Source organism: Novosphingobium sp. PhB165 (assembly GCF_004341845.1).
GTDB lineage: Bacteria > Pseudomonadota > Alphaproteobacteria > Sphingomonadales > Sphingomonadaceae > Novosphingobium.
Genome location: NZ_SLVB01000006.1, coordinates 283,331 through 299,070, shown reverse-complemented (window position 1 = coordinate 299,070; position 15,740 = coordinate 283,331). Strand labels below are relative to the sequence as shown.

The following is a 15,740-nucleotide window of genomic DNA, read 5'->3' as shown; positions in this document are numbered from 1 at the left end:
GGGACTTCGATCTTCGGTCGCCTTCTGCGTTGCGGGCCGGTTGGCTTCACGCGCCGTCCAGTCGGCGCCCCAGCGTGACCACGTCCTGCGCGGCATAGCCGATAGCGTCGTAGAAACCGAGCGCTGCCCGGTTGTCACCCCTGACCATGAGTTGAACCTTCGGGCATCCCCGCGCGATGAGCCAGGCCTCGCAAGCCGCCATCAGCGCCCGCGCCACGCCCTGCCCGCGCCATTCCTCGCGCACGCCGAGATAGTAGACCCAGCCGCGATGCCCGTCGAAACCGACCATGACGGTGCCCGCCAGTTCGCCCTCGCCGTCGCGCGCCAGCAGGATCGCGCTCGTTTCCCCCCGGCAGGCCAGATTGAAGTCCGCATCCGGATCGTTCCACGGCCGGGTCAGCCCGACGGCGTGCCAGAGCGCCACGACGGCCTCGCGATCGGCGGCACCGGCCTCGACGATGCGTCCGCTCACCCCCGCACTCCCCATTGTTCGATAGTCATGACCCCAAGCGTGCCGCCAAAATCCCGGAAAGCAAGGAAATCCCGCGCCGCCCGCGAAGAAGCCCTTCCCCTTCGCCGATGCCTGCCTATCTTCGCCATACCCGATGGAGACCCCGCAATGCCGCTGTACCGTACACCGATGCCCTCGCCGGTCGGCGAACTCACGCTGGTTGCCAGCGATGGGGGACTCGTGGCGGTACTCTGGGAAAACGACGATCCCCGCCGCGTCCCGCTGGATGGCCTCGTCGACGGCGCCGGACACCCCGTCCTGACGCAGACCGAAGCCCAGCTCGGCGACTATTTCGCGGGGCGCCGCACGGTGTTCGACCTGCCGCTGGACTTTCGCGGCACCGATTTCCAGAAAAGCGTGTGGCACGCGCTGCTGACGATCCCCTTCGGTGAAACCCGCAGCTACCGCGAAATCGCCGAGGCCATCGGCCGCCCCACCGCCAGCCGCGCGGTGGGCGCCGCGAACGGGCGCAATCCGGTATCGATCATCGCCCCCTGCCACCGCGTCATCGGCAGCAGCGGCAAGCTCACCGGCTTTGCCGGCGGACTGGAAGCCAAGGCCTTCCTGCTGGAGCTGGAGGGCCCGGCCCTCCTGCTCTGAAAAAGCGAAGAGCCGGGCGTAAACGCGTCAACGGATGCGTTTGACCTGCGGCAGAAGATAGCTGCCGTCGAGTATGGCCTGGGTCGGCACATAGGCGCGCAGCAGCAAGGCGAACTGGTCATCGGGGGCGGGAAGCCAATTCGCCTTGCCCTCGGCATCGGCGGGCTCCTCGTGAGAGAGTACCAGCGTCAACGACCCGTCGGCGCCGAACGCCAATTCGTTTGCGTCGAGATTCACCGTACCGATGTTGTGCCGGCCATTGGGGCTGGTGGGCATCATGAAATAGTCGCGATCGTACATGGTCAGGGACCAGAAGCCGCCTTTGGCCGTGTCGATCGGCGGCAATTGTCCTTTCTCGAAGCGCACCGTGTAGCGGTAGCGGCCTTGCAGCAATGCCCCATCGGCATCCGTCCCGCGGATCAGGTAGATCGCTTCGCGGTAGTGATTGACATAGATGTAGATCACCGCCGCCAGCGCCCGCCCGTACCAGTCGGTGCCCCAGTCGCCGCCATTTTCCTGCCGCTGCCAGCCATTGCCGGCATCGGTGCCCACCTGATCGTAGCGCGCGCCTTCGTAAAGCTCGGCATCGGCGGCCAGCGCGGCCCGGTCCAGCAGCGCTTTCCAGCGCGGATCGCTCTTGCGCAGGCCCAGCAGGGTCCGTGCCTGATCCGCCATGGCCGCATCGTTCACGCCCGCCTTCGGATTGGCGTTCAGGGCCTTTTCCAGATCGTCCCAGAATCGCTCGCCGTGAACCGGCCGGATGCGCAGCAGATCCGGATCGGCGGCCAGCATCTCGGCAGTCAGCCCGGCGGGATAGACCTTGTTACGCGCGCTTGCCTCGCAATCGAACTGGCGCCGACCCGGCGCATCCGCGCTCAACGGATAGGCCCCCATCTGGTTGAGCACGGCCCGCGCCCTGGCCTTGCCCTCCGGCGTGCGTGCGGCAAAGCTGCGCGCCATGGCCACGCCGATGTTCGTGGGGGAGCGCAGCACGTCCACGAACCCTTCGGGTGTGCTGCCCTGCCAATCGGGCCCCACCCACAAGTACTTGCCCGCCGGCGTCGCCGATGCGGAGCCGAGTTGGTGCGTCACCGTGGTGAAGGCATCGACGATCTGGATCGTCCAGTAGTGGCCTTGGGGAACATCGTCCGGCGTCTGGATGACCACCGGCTCATCGCCCAGATCGGCGAAACAGGCACCGTAGATCGTGTCGTTGTTGGGCGTCACAACCTTGCGCTGGCTGGCGGGCAGATAGTCGTCGACATAGCCCATCCAGTTCTTGGGACTGCCGGGAAAAAGCCCCATCGCCATTCCGGGCCCGTGCCCTTCCATGAGCGCCCAGGTGCTGCTCCGCCCCACGGTGTTCACCAGGGGATGGCCCCAGACATAGACCACGCGGGCCAGCGCCTCGACATAGTGCTCACTGGTCAGGCTGGCGGGAACGCCGCCGCCGTTGGCCAGCCCCGGATTGGCCGGCGTGAACTGGCGGATGAGATAGGGTACCTTTGAAGGCAGTGGCGGCGTGTCGACCATGACGGCAATCTCCTGGCAATCGCTTGCCGGAGCCTATCGGCCTTCGTTGAAGGCAATCATTGGGAGGAACCCGCAAAACACGGCGTACTATCCCCATCGGTAACAGGCCAAAGCCGCGCTATCGGGAGCCCTCTCCGGAGGGCCGGGGGTTTCACCCGATGTTTTTGGCTTTGGCCGCGAGGGAAACAGGGCAGAACGCAGGAGAATGTGATGGCCACTGATTCCACCCGACCGAACATCGTCGCGATCATGATCGATGACATGGCGCCCATGGACCTATCCGCCTACCACCGCGGCCTTGGCGCGGTGAGCACGCCCAACATGGACCGTCTGGCCCGAGAGGGCATGATGGTTTCCGACTACTACGCGCAGCCCAGTTGCACGGCCGGGCGCGCCGCGTTCCTGACGGGGCAGTACCCGATCCGCACCGGCCTCACCTCGGTCGGCCAGCCCGGCGCCAAAGTCGGCCTTCAGGACGGAGACGTGACGCTGGCCGCGCTGCTCAAGGATCTGGGCTATGCCACGGCGCTGTTCGGCAAGAGCCATGTGGGCGACCGCAACGAGTTCCTGCCGACCGTCCACGGTTTCGACGAGTTTCGCGGCTTTCTCTATCATCTCAACATGATGGAGATGCCCGAACAGCCCGATTTCCCCACAGACCCGAATTTCGCCGGCCGTCCGCGCAATATGATCCACGCCCGCGCGAGCGACAAAGACGATCCGACGGAAGATCCGCGTTGGGGTCGTGTTGGCAAGCAGACGATCGAGGACCTCGGCCCGCTGACCACCGAACGGATGGGCACGATCGACGATGAGTTCACGGACGCTTCGATCGAATACATCAAAGCGCAGAAGGCTGCCGGAAAGCCTTTCTTCCTGTGGCACTGCCCTTCGCGCATGCACCAACAGATCCACGTGTCCCCCGAATGGCTCGGCAAGAGCGGGCACACGCCCTATTTCGATGCGGTGCTGCAACTCGACGGCCTGATCGGCAAGCTGCTCGATACGCTGGACGAGGAAGGCCTGACGGACAACACCATCGTACTGCTGACTTCGGACAACGGCATCAATCTGGCGCATTGGCCAATGGCGGGAACGGCATCGTTCCGCGGCGAGAAGGGAACCACGTGGGACGGCGGCTTCCGCGTTCCCATGCTGATCCGCTGGCCGGGCAAGATCGCCGCGAACAGCTGGACCGGCGAGTTCATGACCAGCGAGGATTGGGTGCCGACCTTGCTGGCCGCCGTGGGCGAGCCGGATGTGAAAGAGCAACTCGTCGCGGGCAAGACCATCGGCGGGACCGACTACAAGGTCCATCTGGATGGCTACAACCAGATCGACATGCTCACCAAGCCCGATGGCAAATCGCAGCGCCGCGAATTCTTCTTCTTCGCGGAAACGGAGCCAACCGCCCTGCGCGTCGATAACTGGAAGGTCCATATCGCAATCAAGGACAAGTGGCTCGATGCGGCGACCAAGATTCCGGGCGGTCTGGTGATCGACATCAAGGCCGATCCGTTCGAGCGCAGCCCCGACACCGGTGGCCAGTTCCTCTGGATGAAGGAGAAGAGCTGGATCATGCCCGAACTGACCGAGCCGATCGCGCGCTTCGTGCAGAGCCTGCATGACTTCCCGCCCTCGCAGAAGGGAACCGGCATCGGCATGGCCGCGGTTCTTGCGGGAATGAAGGACCACACGCCTAGCGACTGAAGGCGCGCATGAGCGGGGCTTTGGCCAAGGCCAAGCCCCGCTGTCAGGTCAGGTCGAAATCCAAAAAGCAAAGCGTGGTCCGTTCATCCTGAACCGGACCACGCTTTGCTTTGGTCGTCGCGGAGGGCTCCGGCGAACTTGAGCGGGCGCTAAACCTCGCTCTTGTGGAGGCGCTTGAGGAACGGGATCGCGATCAGCGTATTGACCACCGCCGCCAGAATGATCGCGGCGGGTGCCAGCTTTGCGTCCGGAAAGCTTGTCGTCGCGATGCCGATCGCGACACCGGGGTGACGGGCAGCGGACGCCAATGCCAGCACGGCCCGGTTGTGCCGATCGTCTCCGGCCAGAAACCAGCCCGCGGCCAGACCGACCAGACTCATCGCGACCAGCGCCACGATCGTCCCGTCCCCCAGCAATTTGCCGACGGCCGGCGCCAGCGCGACCAGCAGGGACAGCACGCTGACCGCAAACAGGACGTTGGCCACTTTGCTAAGCGGGCCCGAGACCGCCCCGGCCCTTGCGTCACCCAGCACGCGCTGGCCCAGCACGCCCAGCGCCAGCGGCAGAGCGATCGTCAGCCCCAGCGTCGTCGCCATACCGGCGCGCGACACCTGCATTTCCAGGCCAAAGATCTCGCCTATCAGCGAAAGGCCGATCGGCGCCAGCACCAGCGAGGCCAGCGCCGCGGCGACCAGAAGACCGGAGATGTACGATGCCTCGCCCCCGGCCTTGGCCTGTTTGCGGGGCAAGAGAGGCGGCACCGGCGAAAAGGCCAGCGCCACCAGCGCAACTTTCACCGGGCCCTTCAGGTCGAAGACATCCGCCATGATAATCGCAACTATCGGCACGATGACGAACATCGCGATCACCGCGCGCAGGCCCAGCCGCCATTCGCGGAACAGGTAGAAGAAATCCCCCGCTCTTGCCCGCAAGGCAAGGGAAAGAACGGTGAGCATCACGCTCAGCAAAACGAGCAGCTTCATGGCCTGCACGAGAGTCATGTCGGTCTCCGATCCGGTCAGAAGTCGCGTGCGCCGGGCGATCGGCATGGTTCGCCCGGCGCCGCGATGATGGGCTTTGCCTGTTCCCGAAAGTTCACTCGATATGCTGGGCGAACGCCAGGTAGCGCTCGTGCAGTTCGTCTTCCTCGCTCTGGCTGAGGTTGCGGGCGGCCAGCTTGATGTCCACACGCTCGATCTTGCCGCCCTTGAAGGCGAACGGCGGCTTGTAGGCATCCGACACCGGCGATCCGCTGTCCGCGCCGACCCCGAAAGTATCGATGCCGAACCGGCCCGCGACCGTCTGTTCGATACGGCCCCGGCCGACTTCCTCGCCATTGAGCAGCAGCACGGCCTCGCCGCCCTTGCCCAGCCCGCCGCCGTCATAGGCGAAGGCGACTTCGAGCGTGGACTTGCCCTTGGGCAGCGGCTTGCTGGACACGACGTTCAGCCGCACCTTTTCGAAGAAGTTGTAGTGGTACACCGGCTTGCCATCGAGAATGTAGATCGCATACCCGGCCGAACCTCCGCCTGCTGCGAGCAGCACGCCTTCGGCTTTGCCGGAGTCGTTATCCACGGCTACCTTGATCGAGTGCGAGCGGTTCTTGGTATTGGGCGATGCCGTTTCCGGCAGCCGCGCCGCGCCTTCGAAATAGGTGAATTCGGTACGGTTCGGATCCGCGCCGCCGGGTGACGGCTTGGGTTCGGCGAGACGACCGGCGCCGCGATCGTCGAGCGGGTAGACGTTGTATTTCTCCGCTTCCTCGTCGAAGATCCGCTTCAGTTCCTCCACCTTTTCCGGGTGCTTGGCGGCCAGATTCTTGGCCTCGCTGAAGTCCTCGTCGATGTTGTAGAGTTCCCAGGTGTCGTTTTCCCAGTGGCCCGGCGCGAAGTCCTGCCGCCACGGGAACGTGTGCTGGGCGCAGGCGATCCAGCCCTTGTCGTAGATCGCCCGGTTGGAGAAGACCTCGAAATACTGCCGTTCGCGCACGGCATGGGCATCGGCGCTGGCGAATGTCGACTGGATGGAAACGCCGTCCATCGGCTTCTGTTCGACGCCGTTGACGTAATCCGGCGCGGGAATGCCCGCAGCGTCCAGCAGAGTCGGCACGATATCGATCAGGTGGCAGAACTGCGGCCGCATCCCGCCCTTGTCCTTGATCTTGTCCGGCCACGAAATCACCATCGGATTGCGCGATCCGCCGAAGTGGGAGGCGACCTGCTTCACCCACTGGAACGGCGCGTTGCCGCACCAGGCCCAGCCCAGCGGATAGTGCGGCTCGGTATCCGGGCCGCCGATCTCGTCATAGGCGGCCAGATTGTCCTCGATCGACGAGGGGATGCCGTTGAGGTTCATCACCTCGTTCACGGTCCCGGTCATGCCGCCTTCGGAACTCGCGCCGTTATCGCCGACGATATAGATGATGATCGTATTGTCCGCGTCCGGCAGACCCTGCACGGCGTCGATCAGACGGCCGCATTCGTGATCGGCGAAGGACAGATAGCCGGCGAAGTTCTCCATGAACCGCGCAAACAGCTTCTTCTCGTCGGCCGAGAGGCTGTCCCAGTCCTGCACCCAGTCCGGCTTCGCCGTCAGTTCGGTGTCCGGCGGGATGATGCCGGCGGCGAGCTGCCGCTGATAGGTTTCCTCGCGGACCTTTTCCCAGCCCTGATCGAACTGGCCCTTGAACTTGTCCCGCCACTCGGCCGGGGCATGATGCGGCGCATGGGCGGCGCCCGGCGCGAAGTAGCAGAAATAGGGCTTATCGGGCGCCACCGACTTCGAATAGCGGATCCAGTTGATCGCGCGGTCGGTCATGTCGGTCTGGAAATGGTAGCCTTCCTCGGGCGACTTGTCGGGCTCCACGGCGACGGTGTTCTCGAAGAGGACCGGGTAGTACTGGTGGGTTTCCCCGGCGATGAAGCCATAGAAATAGTCGAAACCCATGCCGGTGGGCCAGCGGTCGAACGGCCCGGCGACGCTGCTCTCCCAGTCCGGCGTATTGTGGTTCTTGCCGAACCAGCTGGTGGCGTAGCCGTTTTCCTTCAGGATGCGCCCGACCGTAGAGGTCGATTGCGGGATCATGTTGTTGTAGCTGGGGAATCCGGTTGCCCATTCCGACAGGAACCCGGTGCCGCAATTGTGGTGATTGCGCCCGGTAATCAGCGCCGCGCGCGACGGGCCGCAGATCGCCGTCGTGTGAAACCGCGTGTAGCGCAGCCCGGTGCCCGCCAACTTGTCCAGAACCGGCGTCGGCACCGGCCCGCCGAACGTGCTCGCCTGGCCGAAGCCCACGTCATCCAGCAATATGAGAACGACATTCGGCGCCCCCTTGGGCGGCTTGGGCAATTCCGGCCACTGGCTTTCCGACTCCTGATAGGTCTTGCCGATCTTGCCGGTGAACGGCGGCCGGGGAAGCGGGAGGTGGCTACGATCGATGTCGGACATGGACTCACTCACATCATGGGAGGTGAGCCGCCATCCTGACGGGTTAGGCAATCGCAGGTATCGGGGATGTCCCTAGCCACGCGAAGGGTAACACCTGAAGCGGCACAGCCGGCTACCGAACTGAACGGGCGCGAAACCTGCGGATGGAACGTCGAGAGCCGAGACCCGATCACTCTCACCCGGCGAGCGATGAAACGCCTTTGCCGAACATCATGGCCCCCACGATCAACAGCAGCACGGCCATGACCGCCGCGTTATGCTGGGTGAGCCAGTCACGCATCTCGTCGAGCCAAGGCCGCACCCGCTCCCGAGCGACGAAATAGCCAATCACCGGCACGACCACGGTGCTCGCAGCAATCAGCACATAGACCAGACAAACGAGCGCAGCCTGGCCTGGCGGAAGCCGGGTTTGACCGAAGGCCACGCCCGCCGCGATGCCGACGGTCAGATTCTTGGGATTGGCCGCATAGATCCCGAACCCCAGGCCGCCTGCCGCGAACGGGCCCATCCTCTCTACGGCCTCAAGCCAGTGGGGTAGTTGCGCGGTCTCGCCGCGTCGCGGCCGCGCCCGCCACTCCATCAAGGCAAGCAGCAGCAGGCCCGCTCCGAGAGCCATCTTCACCGCCGCGACAATCCCGCCGCTTCCGCCTTTTCCGAAACCCAGCCCGGCCAGACTGCCGAACAGGATCAGCGCGGCTGCAATGGCGATCATCCAGCCCAGCATGAACGCCGGCGCCGATATCGGCGCTTTGGGCGACATCAAAAGCACGATCATCGCGATGATGGGCAGCGGGCTGATCGATAAGCCCACGGCCAGGGGCAGCAATTCACCTATGGCTTCCAGCAAGTGCGCCCCCTCCTCGAGCCGGTGCGCGCCGGGCCTGCGACAACGCGCCGCCCGGTGCGGGTTTTGCTACTCGTGCCCCTTGCTCATGAACTGCTCGACCACGTTGGACATGTCGAAGCTCTTGCCGCCCTGCACCGGGGGATACTTCGCCAGCGTCATGAGATGGTCCTTCATCAATTCGCCCAGCGGTCCGGTCTGCCACGAAACCTTCTGGATCAGATGGCCGTAGGAGTCGGAATTGTCGTAGCTTTCGAAGGGATCCATGCGGATGTTGAACACCAGCGGCTTGGAACGGCCGACCATGTTTCCGTAGTAATCCTCGTTGGTCGAGAAGTGCCACTTCCACGGCCCCATCCGCATCGCCGTCAGCTTGGATTCGTTATAGTGGAACACGTGATTGCGAGAGGATTCCTCGGCCTTGCCCAGCCAGTAATCGAGGTTGTCGACGCCATCGATGTACTGCTTCTTCTCGGCCAGCACCTTGTCCTGCACATTCTCCACCCCGGCGGCCTTGGCGAGCGTGGTGAACATGTCCTGATGGCATTGAATGCCGTTCTTGAGCTGCAGCGGCGCGATCACGCCGGGCCAGCGCAGCATCGAGATGACACGTACGCCGCCTTCGTAAGTGGTCATCTTCTCGCCGCGCCACGGCGTTGTCGCGCCGTGCGGCCATGACGAGTGCTCCGGCCCGTTGTCGGTCGAATACCAGACGATAGTGTCCTCTTCGAGGCCGTTCTCCTTCAGCCAATCGAGGACGATGCCCACGTCGTGATCGTGCTGCAGCATGCCCGAACCGTGAAGATCGGCTTCCGAGGTATATTTCTCGGCGGCATAACGCCACTTGTCGTTGAGGCGCGTGTAGAGGTGCATGCGACTGGTGTTCAGCCAGACGAAGAACGGTTCGTCCGCATCCTTGGCGTTCTTCATGAATTCGAGCGCGGGCGGAATGAATTCCTTCTCGTCCACCTCGTGCATGCGCTCCTGGTGAAGCGGGCCGGTATCGACGATCTTCTGCTTGCCGACCTTGCCGAAACGCGGATCCTCGGTTGGATCGTCAACGTCCGTCGCCCAGCTGTGGATCACGCCGCGCGCGCCGAACTTCTCCTCGTAGGCCTCAAGACTTCCGGCATAGGCCTTGGCGAAGTTCTGATAGTCCCGCTGTTCGTCCTCTTCGGACACGTTGAGGTGATAGAGGTTGCCGAAAAACTCGTCGAAGCCGTGGTTGGTCGGCAAGTGCTCGTTGCGGTCTCCGAGATGGCTCTTGCCGAAATGACCGGTGCGATAGCCTGCTTCCTTCAGGACTTCGGCAAGGCAGGGCGATTCCTTTTGCAAGCCCAATGCATCGCCGGGCTGACCAACCGTGACCATGCCGGAGCGGATCGGATATTGGCCGGTGATGAAAGCGGCGCGGCCGGCCGTGCAGCTCTGCTGGGCATAGTGATCGGTGAAGCGGATCCCTTCATAGCCGACGCGATCGATATTGGGCGTGGTATAGCCCATCGTGCCCAGGCCGTAGGCGCTGACGTTCTGCCAGCCGATATCATCACCCCAGATTACGAGAATATTGGGCCGCTTCGCCATCGTCCGCTCCGGCTGCAAACTTGAAAGAATGCCGCAGGGATAGTCCGGACCGCTTCAGGCAGGGCATCGGGGAAAGTCAGGAGATGGGCGGGACATTACCCCGAGGAAACTAACGGCACGAAACCATGCCGCCCCGGATGGGGGGGCATGGTTTCGATCTTACGCCTGGGTCAATCGCTCAAAGCATCCTTGGCCATGGCCAAGCGCTTAAAAAGCTTTTGATTTATATGCTTATTTTCAAGTGACGGGTGGGAAAGATCATTCCCACTCGATCGTGCCCGGCGGCTTCGAGGTGTAGTCGTAGACCACGCGGTTGATGCCCTTCACCTCGTTGATGATGCGGGTGGCCACGCGTGACAGGAACGCGGCGTCGAAGGGATAGATATCCGCCGTCATGCCGTCGGTCGAGGTCACGGCGCGCAGGGCGCAGACGTTGTCGTAGGTGCGGCCATCGCCCATCACGCCGACAGTCTTGACCGGCAGCAGCACCGCGAAGGCCTGCCAGATCGCGTCGTAGAGACCCGCATTGCGGATTTCCTCAAGGTAGATCGCGTCGGCCTTGCGCAGGATGTCGCAGCGCTCGCGCGTCACTTCGCCGGGGATGCGGATCGCCAGGCCCGGTCCGGGGAACGGGTGGCGGCCCACGAAGATCTCGGGCAGGCCCAGTTCGCGGCCCAGTTCGCGGACTTCGTCCTTGAACAGTTCGCGCAGCGGCTCGACGAGCTTCATGTTCATGCGCTCGGGCAGGCCGCCGACGTTGTGGTGGCTCTTGATCGTCACCGAGGGACCGCCGGTGAACGAGACCGATTCGATCACGTCCGGGTAGAGCGTGCCCTGCGCCAGGAACTCGGCGCCGCCGATCTTCTTCGCCTCGTCCTCGAAGACGTCGATGAAGGTCTTGCCGATGAACTTGCGCTTGGCCTCGGGGTCGGTGACGCCGGCAAGGCCGTTGAGGAACAGCGTCGATGCGTCGACGTGGACCAGCGGGATGTTGTAGTGGCCGCGGAACAGGCTGACGACCTGTTCGGCCTCGCCCATGCGCAGGATGCCGCCGTCGACGAAGACGCACGTGAGCTGGTCGCCGATCGCTTCATGGATCAGCAGCGCGGCCACCGCGGAATCGACGCCGCCCGACAGGCCGCAAATCACGCGGCCTTCGCCGACCTGGGCGCGGATCTCGTCGATCTTGGTCTTGCGGAACTCGGCCATGGTCCAGTCGCCGGCAAGGCCGCAGACGTGGCGCACGAAGTTCTTCAGCAGCTTGCCGCCGTCGGGCGTGTGCACGACTTCGGGGTGGAACTGCATCGCGTAGATGCGCTTCTCGTCATTGGCGATCACCGCGAAAGGCGCGCCTTCGCTCGATGCAACGGGACGGAAACCGGGGGCAAGGCTGGTCACCTTGTCGCCATGGCTCATCCAGACCTGATGGCGCTCGCCCTTGGCCCAGAGGCCGTCGAACAGCGCGCAATCGTCGCCGATTTCGATGAAGGCGCGGCCGAATTCGCCCGAATCGCCCGCCAGCACTTCACCGCCAAGCTGGTGCATCAGCGATTGCTGGCCATAACAGATGCCGAGCACCGGCAGGCCGCTATCAAGGATTTCGGCGGGAATGCGCGGGCCATTCTCGTCCAGCACCGATGCGGGCGATCCCGAGAGGATCACGCCGGCCGGATTCATGCGGGCGAAGGCTTCCTTCGCGGCGTTGAACGGGGCGATCTCGGAATAGACGCCGGCCTCGCGCACGCGGCGTGCGATAAGCTGGGTCACCTGGCTGCCGAAGTCGACGATCAGGATAGAATCGGAACTGTGGCCCGGAGTCCGGGCGGGAGTCTGGTCAGTCATGGCCGGCCACTATAGGCAGAGGCCGCAGGTGTCCAGTGGAGGCGCGCATTCCCGCGAGGATTTGCGGTTAACCCGCCCCCGGCGCTCTCTCCTGCGAGCAACGTTGCAAAACATGCACGTAATTTTGTTGCTTTGTAATTTGCAAAAATTCCCCACCGGCGTAATTGGGATTCATGACCGGGCGACGTGACCGCACGGTTAGCGATAAGCCAAAAAACGTAAGTTTGCAGGACAAGCCATAAATTCGCGGATGCCCCTCCCGGCATTCGCTGCTGCCGTGGGCGCTGGGTGTGTGCCCTGCGGCGGAAGTTCATGCACCCTCCCGGCATGGGCGAACCACACATGGCGAAGGGCGGCTCCCCAAGGGGCCGCCCTTTTTGCATCCGTTTCGGCGTCATCGCGGGCGGCAAAACAGCCCGGCGGCGATCATGCCCGCGCGTCTGTCCCAGTCTTGTGGAAAAGCCCGCCCCCTCAGCCGGTTTTGCTTGGGTTCCTCGCCCCCAAACCCTATATGCTCGATATGGCTAGCTCCGACGACACCCGACCCGACAACGCCCGGCCCGACAACGGCAAGAACCAGAACAGCTACGGCGCGGATTCGATCAAGGTCCTGAAGGGCCTTGACGCGGTCCGCAAGCGTCCGGGCATGTACATTGGCGACACCGACGACGGCTCCGGTCTTCACCACATGGTGTTCGAAGTCTCGGACAACGCGATTGACGAGGCACTGGCAGGTCACTGCGACCTCGTGCTGATCGAACTCAATCCCGATGGCTCGGTCTCGGTCGAGGACAACGGACGCGGCATTCCCACCGGCCTCCATTCCGAGGAAGGCGTCTCGGCGGCCGAGGTCATCATGACCCAGCTCCATGCCGGCGGCAAATTCGAGAACACTTCGGACGACAACGCCTACAAGGTGTCCGGCGGCCTCCACGGCGTGGGCGTCTCGGTGGTGAACGCGCTTTCCGAGTGGCTCGAACTCACCATCTGGCGCGACGGCAAGGAGCACTGGATGAAGTTCGCCAACGGCGATGCCGTGGCGCCGCTCAAGATCGTCGGCGATGCGCCGAAGGTCAGCCAGAATCCGGACGACAACGGCTTCAAGAAGGGCACCCGCGTGACCTTCCTCGCCTCGACCGAGACGTTCAAGAACGTCACCGAGTTCGACTTCGACAAGCTGGAACACCGCTACCGCGAACTGGCCTTCCTGAACTCCGGCGTGCGCATTCTCCTGCGCGACAAGCGCCATGAGGAGGTCAAGGAACACGATCTCTATTACGAAGGCGGCATCGGCGCTTTCGTGAAGTACCTCGACCGCAACAAGCAGCCGCTCATGCCCGAACCGATCTCGATCGGCGCCGACAAGGACGGCATCGGCATGGAAGTGGCGCTCGAGTGGAACGATTCGTACTACGAGAACGTCCTGTGCTTCACCAACAACATCCCGCAGCGTGACGGCGGCACCCACCTTGCCGCGTTCCGCGCCGCGCTGACGCGCACGCTCAACGGCTATGCCGAGCGTTCGGGCCTGCTCAAGAAGGAGAAGGTCTCGCTTTCGGGCGACGACATGCGCGAAGGGCTCACCGCGATCGTCTCGGTCAAGCTGCCCGATCCCAAGTTCTCGTCGCAGACCAAGGACAAGCTGGTCTCCTCCGAAGTGCGCCAGCCGCTCGAAGCGCTGATGGCGGACAAGATGAGCGACTGGCTGGAGGAAAACCCCGGCCACGCCAAGACCATCATCCTGAAGGTGATCGACGCCGCCGCCGCGCGTGAAGCCGCACGCCGCGCCCGCGAATTGACCCGCCGCAAGGGCGCGATGGACATTGCCTCGCTGCCGGGCAAGCTGGCCGACTGCCAGGAGCGCGATCCCAGCAAGTGCGAACTGTTCCTGGTCGAGGGTGACTCCGCAGGCGGCTCGGCCAAGTCCGGGCGTGACCGCAAGACGCAGGCGATCCTGCCGCTCAAGGGCAAGATCCTCAACGTCGAGCGCGCGCGGTTTGACCGCATCATCTCTTCAAAGGAAGTGGGCACGCTGATCCAGGCCATGGGCACGGGGATCCGCGACGACTTCAATCTTGAGAAGCTGCGCTACCACAAGATCGTCATCATGACCGACGCCGACGTCGACGGCGCCCACATCCGCACGCTGCTGCTGACGTTCTTCCACCGCCAGATGCCGGACATCATCCGCGCCGGGCACCTCTTCATCGCGCAGCCGCCGCTCTACAAGGTCGCCAAGGGCCGCAGCGAGGTCTACCTCAAGGACAACGCCGCGCTCGACCGCTATCTGGTCGAGGCCGGGACGGCCGGCCGCGTGCTCGAAACCTCGGGCGGCGCGCGCATGGGCCCCGACCTTGCCATCCTGGTCGAACACGCGATCCGCTTCCGCAATCTGATGGCCTTCGTGCCGCGCCGCTTCGATCCCACCATTATCGAGGCACTGGCACTTTCCGGCGCGTTCGAGCCCGATCTCTCCCCCGCCGACCGCAACGCCGCGCTGGAACGCACGGCCAAGTGGCTCGATCGCGGCGATCTTGAGGCCCGCTGGTCCGCGCGCATGACCGAGGAAGGCAATCTGGAAATCGAGCGCCTGTGGCGCGGCGTCACCGATCACCACAAGATCGAAGGCGCGTTCCTGGCCAGTGCCGAGGCCCGCAAGCTTGCCCGCCTTTCGGCCGAAAATACCGACGTCTACGCCGGTGCCGCCCGCTTCACCCGCGCCAGCGCCGTGGTCGAGAGCGAAGCGACCGAGACCGAAGACGAAGCGGCCGCCACCCGTCCGGTGCTGGGCGCCGATGCAATCACCCGCCCGCTGCAATTGCTGGACGCGGTGCTCGCCGCGGGCCGCAAGGGCCTCTCGATCCAGCGCTACAAGGGCCTTGGCGAGATGAATGCCGATCAGCTCTGGGAAACCACGCTCGATCCGGAAAACCGCGCCCTGCTTCAGGTCAAGGTGGAAGACGCCGACGTCACCGACGAGATCTTCACCCGCCTGATGGGCGACGTGGTCGAACCGCGCCGCGAATTCATTCAGGAAAACGCTCTCAACGTCGCCAATCTCGACGTCTGAGCCACTGGCTCATCTGGTTCCGCAACGCATCGACCGATGCGTTGCGGAACCGGCCTTGAAGGGTCAGTCCGTCTGCGCCCCGCCGTCCACTGCGGACGGGTCCATCCACATCACCTCCCAGACATAGCCGTCGGGATCTTCGACATGGCGGTTGTACATGAAGCCGAGGTCCTGCACCGGATCGGGATCGGCGGTGCCGCCTGCCGCCGCCGCGCGGTTCACGATTGAATCGACATCGTCCCGGCTCTCGGCGGACAGTGCGATCAGTGCCTGACTGCTGGTCCGCGCATCGCCGATCGGGCGCTTGGTAAATCCGCCGTAGTAGGCATGGGTCAGCAGCATGACGCCGATGGCGTCCGAAAACATCACGCAGACGGCATCTTCATTCGAGAACTGCGGATTCACCGTCCCGCCCAAAGCGACGTAGAAAGCCGAGGAGGCCGTCAGATCGCGCACGGGCAGGTTCACGAAGATCATCTTGGGCATGGTCCACACCTCCGCCTTTCAGGGAATGGTCCCGGCCGGGCCGGAACCGCGACATTTGCTAACATCGCGGCACGAAGCTGTCTCGGCATATCCATCGGGGATGGCCGCATTTT

General features: G+C 64.0%; 11 protein-coding genes. 3 read left to right on the top strand and 8 right to left on the bottom strand.

All coding sequences use genetic code 11. The annotated features are described in order from the left end of the window. Positions 1-46: 46 nt before the first annotated feature. Positions 47-472: a GNAT family acetyltransferase gene (locus tag EDF56_RS18305; protein WP_243652678.1), complete on the bottom strand. Its 426-nt coding sequence runs from the start codon at positions 470-472 to the stop codon at positions 47-49. Positions 473-619: 147 nt separating this feature from the next. Here EDF56_RS18305 and EDF56_RS18300 point away from each other — a divergent pair, with 147 nt between their 5' ends. After that, positions 620-1,111 (top strand): methylated-DNA--[protein]-cysteine S-methyltransferase, encoded by a 492-nt coding sequence (locus EDF56_RS18300; RefSeq protein WP_132390089.1) that lies wholly within the window; start codon positions 620-622, stop codon positions 1,109-1,111. A 27-nt stretch (positions 1,112-1,138) separates the two neighbouring features. On the opposite strand, the gene EDF56_RS18295 is transcribed toward EDF56_RS18300, so the two are convergent. Beyond that, positions 1,139-2,644: a DUF1254 domain-containing protein gene (locus EDF56_RS18295; protein ID WP_132390086.1), complete on the bottom strand. Its 1,506-nt coding sequence runs from the start codon at positions 2,642-2,644 to the stop codon at positions 1,139-1,141. 210 nt (positions 2,645-2,854) lie between these two features. On the opposite strand from EDF56_RS18295, the gene EDF56_RS18290 reads away from it, so the two are divergent. Further along, on the top strand, positions 2,855-4,354 hold the full coding sequence (locus EDF56_RS18290) for an arylsulfatase (RefSeq protein WP_132390084.1): 1,500 nt from the start codon (positions 2,855-2,857) through the stop codon (positions 4,352-4,354). Positions 4,355-4,503: 149 nt separating this feature from the next. Here EDF56_RS18290 and EDF56_RS18285 read toward each other — a convergent pair whose 3' ends face one another. From EDF56_RS18285 to guaA, 5 genes are all read right to left on the bottom strand, one after another. Next, on the bottom strand, positions 4,504-5,355 hold the full coding sequence (locus tag EDF56_RS18285) for a Na+-dependent transporter (protein ID WP_165912245.1): 852 nt from the start codon (positions 5,353-5,355) through the stop codon (positions 4,504-4,506). 94 nt (positions 5,356-5,449) lie between these two features. Continuing rightward, positions 5,450-7,801, bottom strand: coding sequence for an arylsulfatase (locus EDF56_RS18280; RefSeq protein ID WP_132390080.1), 2,352 nt, complete (start codon positions 7,799-7,801; stop codon positions 5,450-5,452). Between the two features lie 175 nt (positions 7,802-7,976). Further along, positions 7,977-8,648, bottom strand: coding sequence for a GAP family protein (locus EDF56_RS18275; protein ID WP_132390077.1), 672 nt, complete (start codon positions 8,646-8,648; stop codon positions 7,977-7,979). Positions 8,649-8,714: 66 nt separating this feature from the next. Beyond that, positions 8,715-10,229 (bottom strand): arylsulfatase, encoded by a 1,515-nt coding sequence (locus EDF56_RS18270; RefSeq protein WP_132390074.1) that lies wholly within the window; start codon positions 10,227-10,229, stop codon positions 8,715-8,717. A gap of 258 nt (positions 10,230-10,487) precedes the next feature. After that, positions 10,488-12,071 carry a glutamine-hydrolyzing GMP synthase gene (gene guaA / locus EDF56_RS18265; protein ID WP_132390072.1) on the bottom strand — a complete coding sequence of 528 codons (1,584 nt, stop codon included), beginning with the start codon at positions 12,069-12,071 and terminating at the stop codon, positions 10,488-10,490. 520 nt (positions 12,072-12,591) lie between these two features. Between guaA and gyrB the strand changes: the two genes are divergently transcribed. Then, positions 12,592-15,141 carry a DNA topoisomerase (ATP-hydrolyzing) subunit B gene (gyrB, locus tag EDF56_RS18260; RefSeq protein WP_132390070.1) on the top strand — a complete coding sequence of 850 codons (2,550 nt, stop codon included), beginning with the start codon at positions 12,592-12,594 and terminating at the stop codon, positions 15,139-15,141. Between the two features lie 63 nt (positions 15,142-15,204). On the opposite strand, the gene EDF56_RS18255 is transcribed toward gyrB, so the two are convergent. Continuing rightward, a complete protein-coding gene (locus EDF56_RS18255; protein ID WP_132390067.1) occupies positions 15,205-15,627 on the bottom strand; it encodes a VOC family protein in 423 nt (140 codons plus the stop codon). Between the last annotated feature and the right edge of the window lie 113 nt (positions 15,628-15,740).

Bases quoted from the DNA above. Each gene is read 5' to 3' on its own strand.
- EDF56_RS18285 (WP_165912245.1), bottom strand. From the start codon at position 5,355: ATGACTCTCGTGCAGGCCATGAAGCTGCTCGTTTTGCTGAGCGTGATG.
- EDF56_RS18255 (WP_132390067.1), bottom strand. From the start codon at position 15,627: ATGCCCAAGATGATCTTCGTGAACCTGCCCGTGCGCGATCTGACGGCC.
- EDF56_RS18295 (WP_132390086.1), bottom strand. From the start codon at position 2,644: ATGGTCGACACGCCGCCACTGCCTTCAAAGGTACCCTATCTCATCCGC.
- gyrB (WP_132390070.1), top strand. From the start codon at position 12,592: ATGGCTAGCTCCGACGACACCCGACCCGACAACGCCCGGCCCGACAAC.
- EDF56_RS18300 (WP_132390089.1), top strand. From the start codon at position 620: ATGCCGCTGTACCGTACACCGATGCCCTCGCCGGTCGGCGAACTCACG.
- guaA (WP_132390072.1), bottom strand. From the start codon at position 12,071: ATGACTGACCAGACTCCCGCCCGGACTCCGGGCCACAGTTCCGATTCT.
- EDF56_RS18280 (WP_132390080.1), bottom strand. From the start codon at position 7,801: ATGTCCGACATCGATCGTAGCCACCTCCCGCTTCCCCGGCCGCCGTTC.
- EDF56_RS18290 (WP_132390084.1), top strand. From the start codon at position 2,855: ATGGCCACTGATTCCACCCGACCGAACATCGTCGCGATCATGATCGAT.
- EDF56_RS18270 (WP_132390074.1), bottom strand. From the start codon at position 10,229: ATGGCGAAGCGGCCCAATATTCTCGTAATCTGGGGTGATGATATCGGC.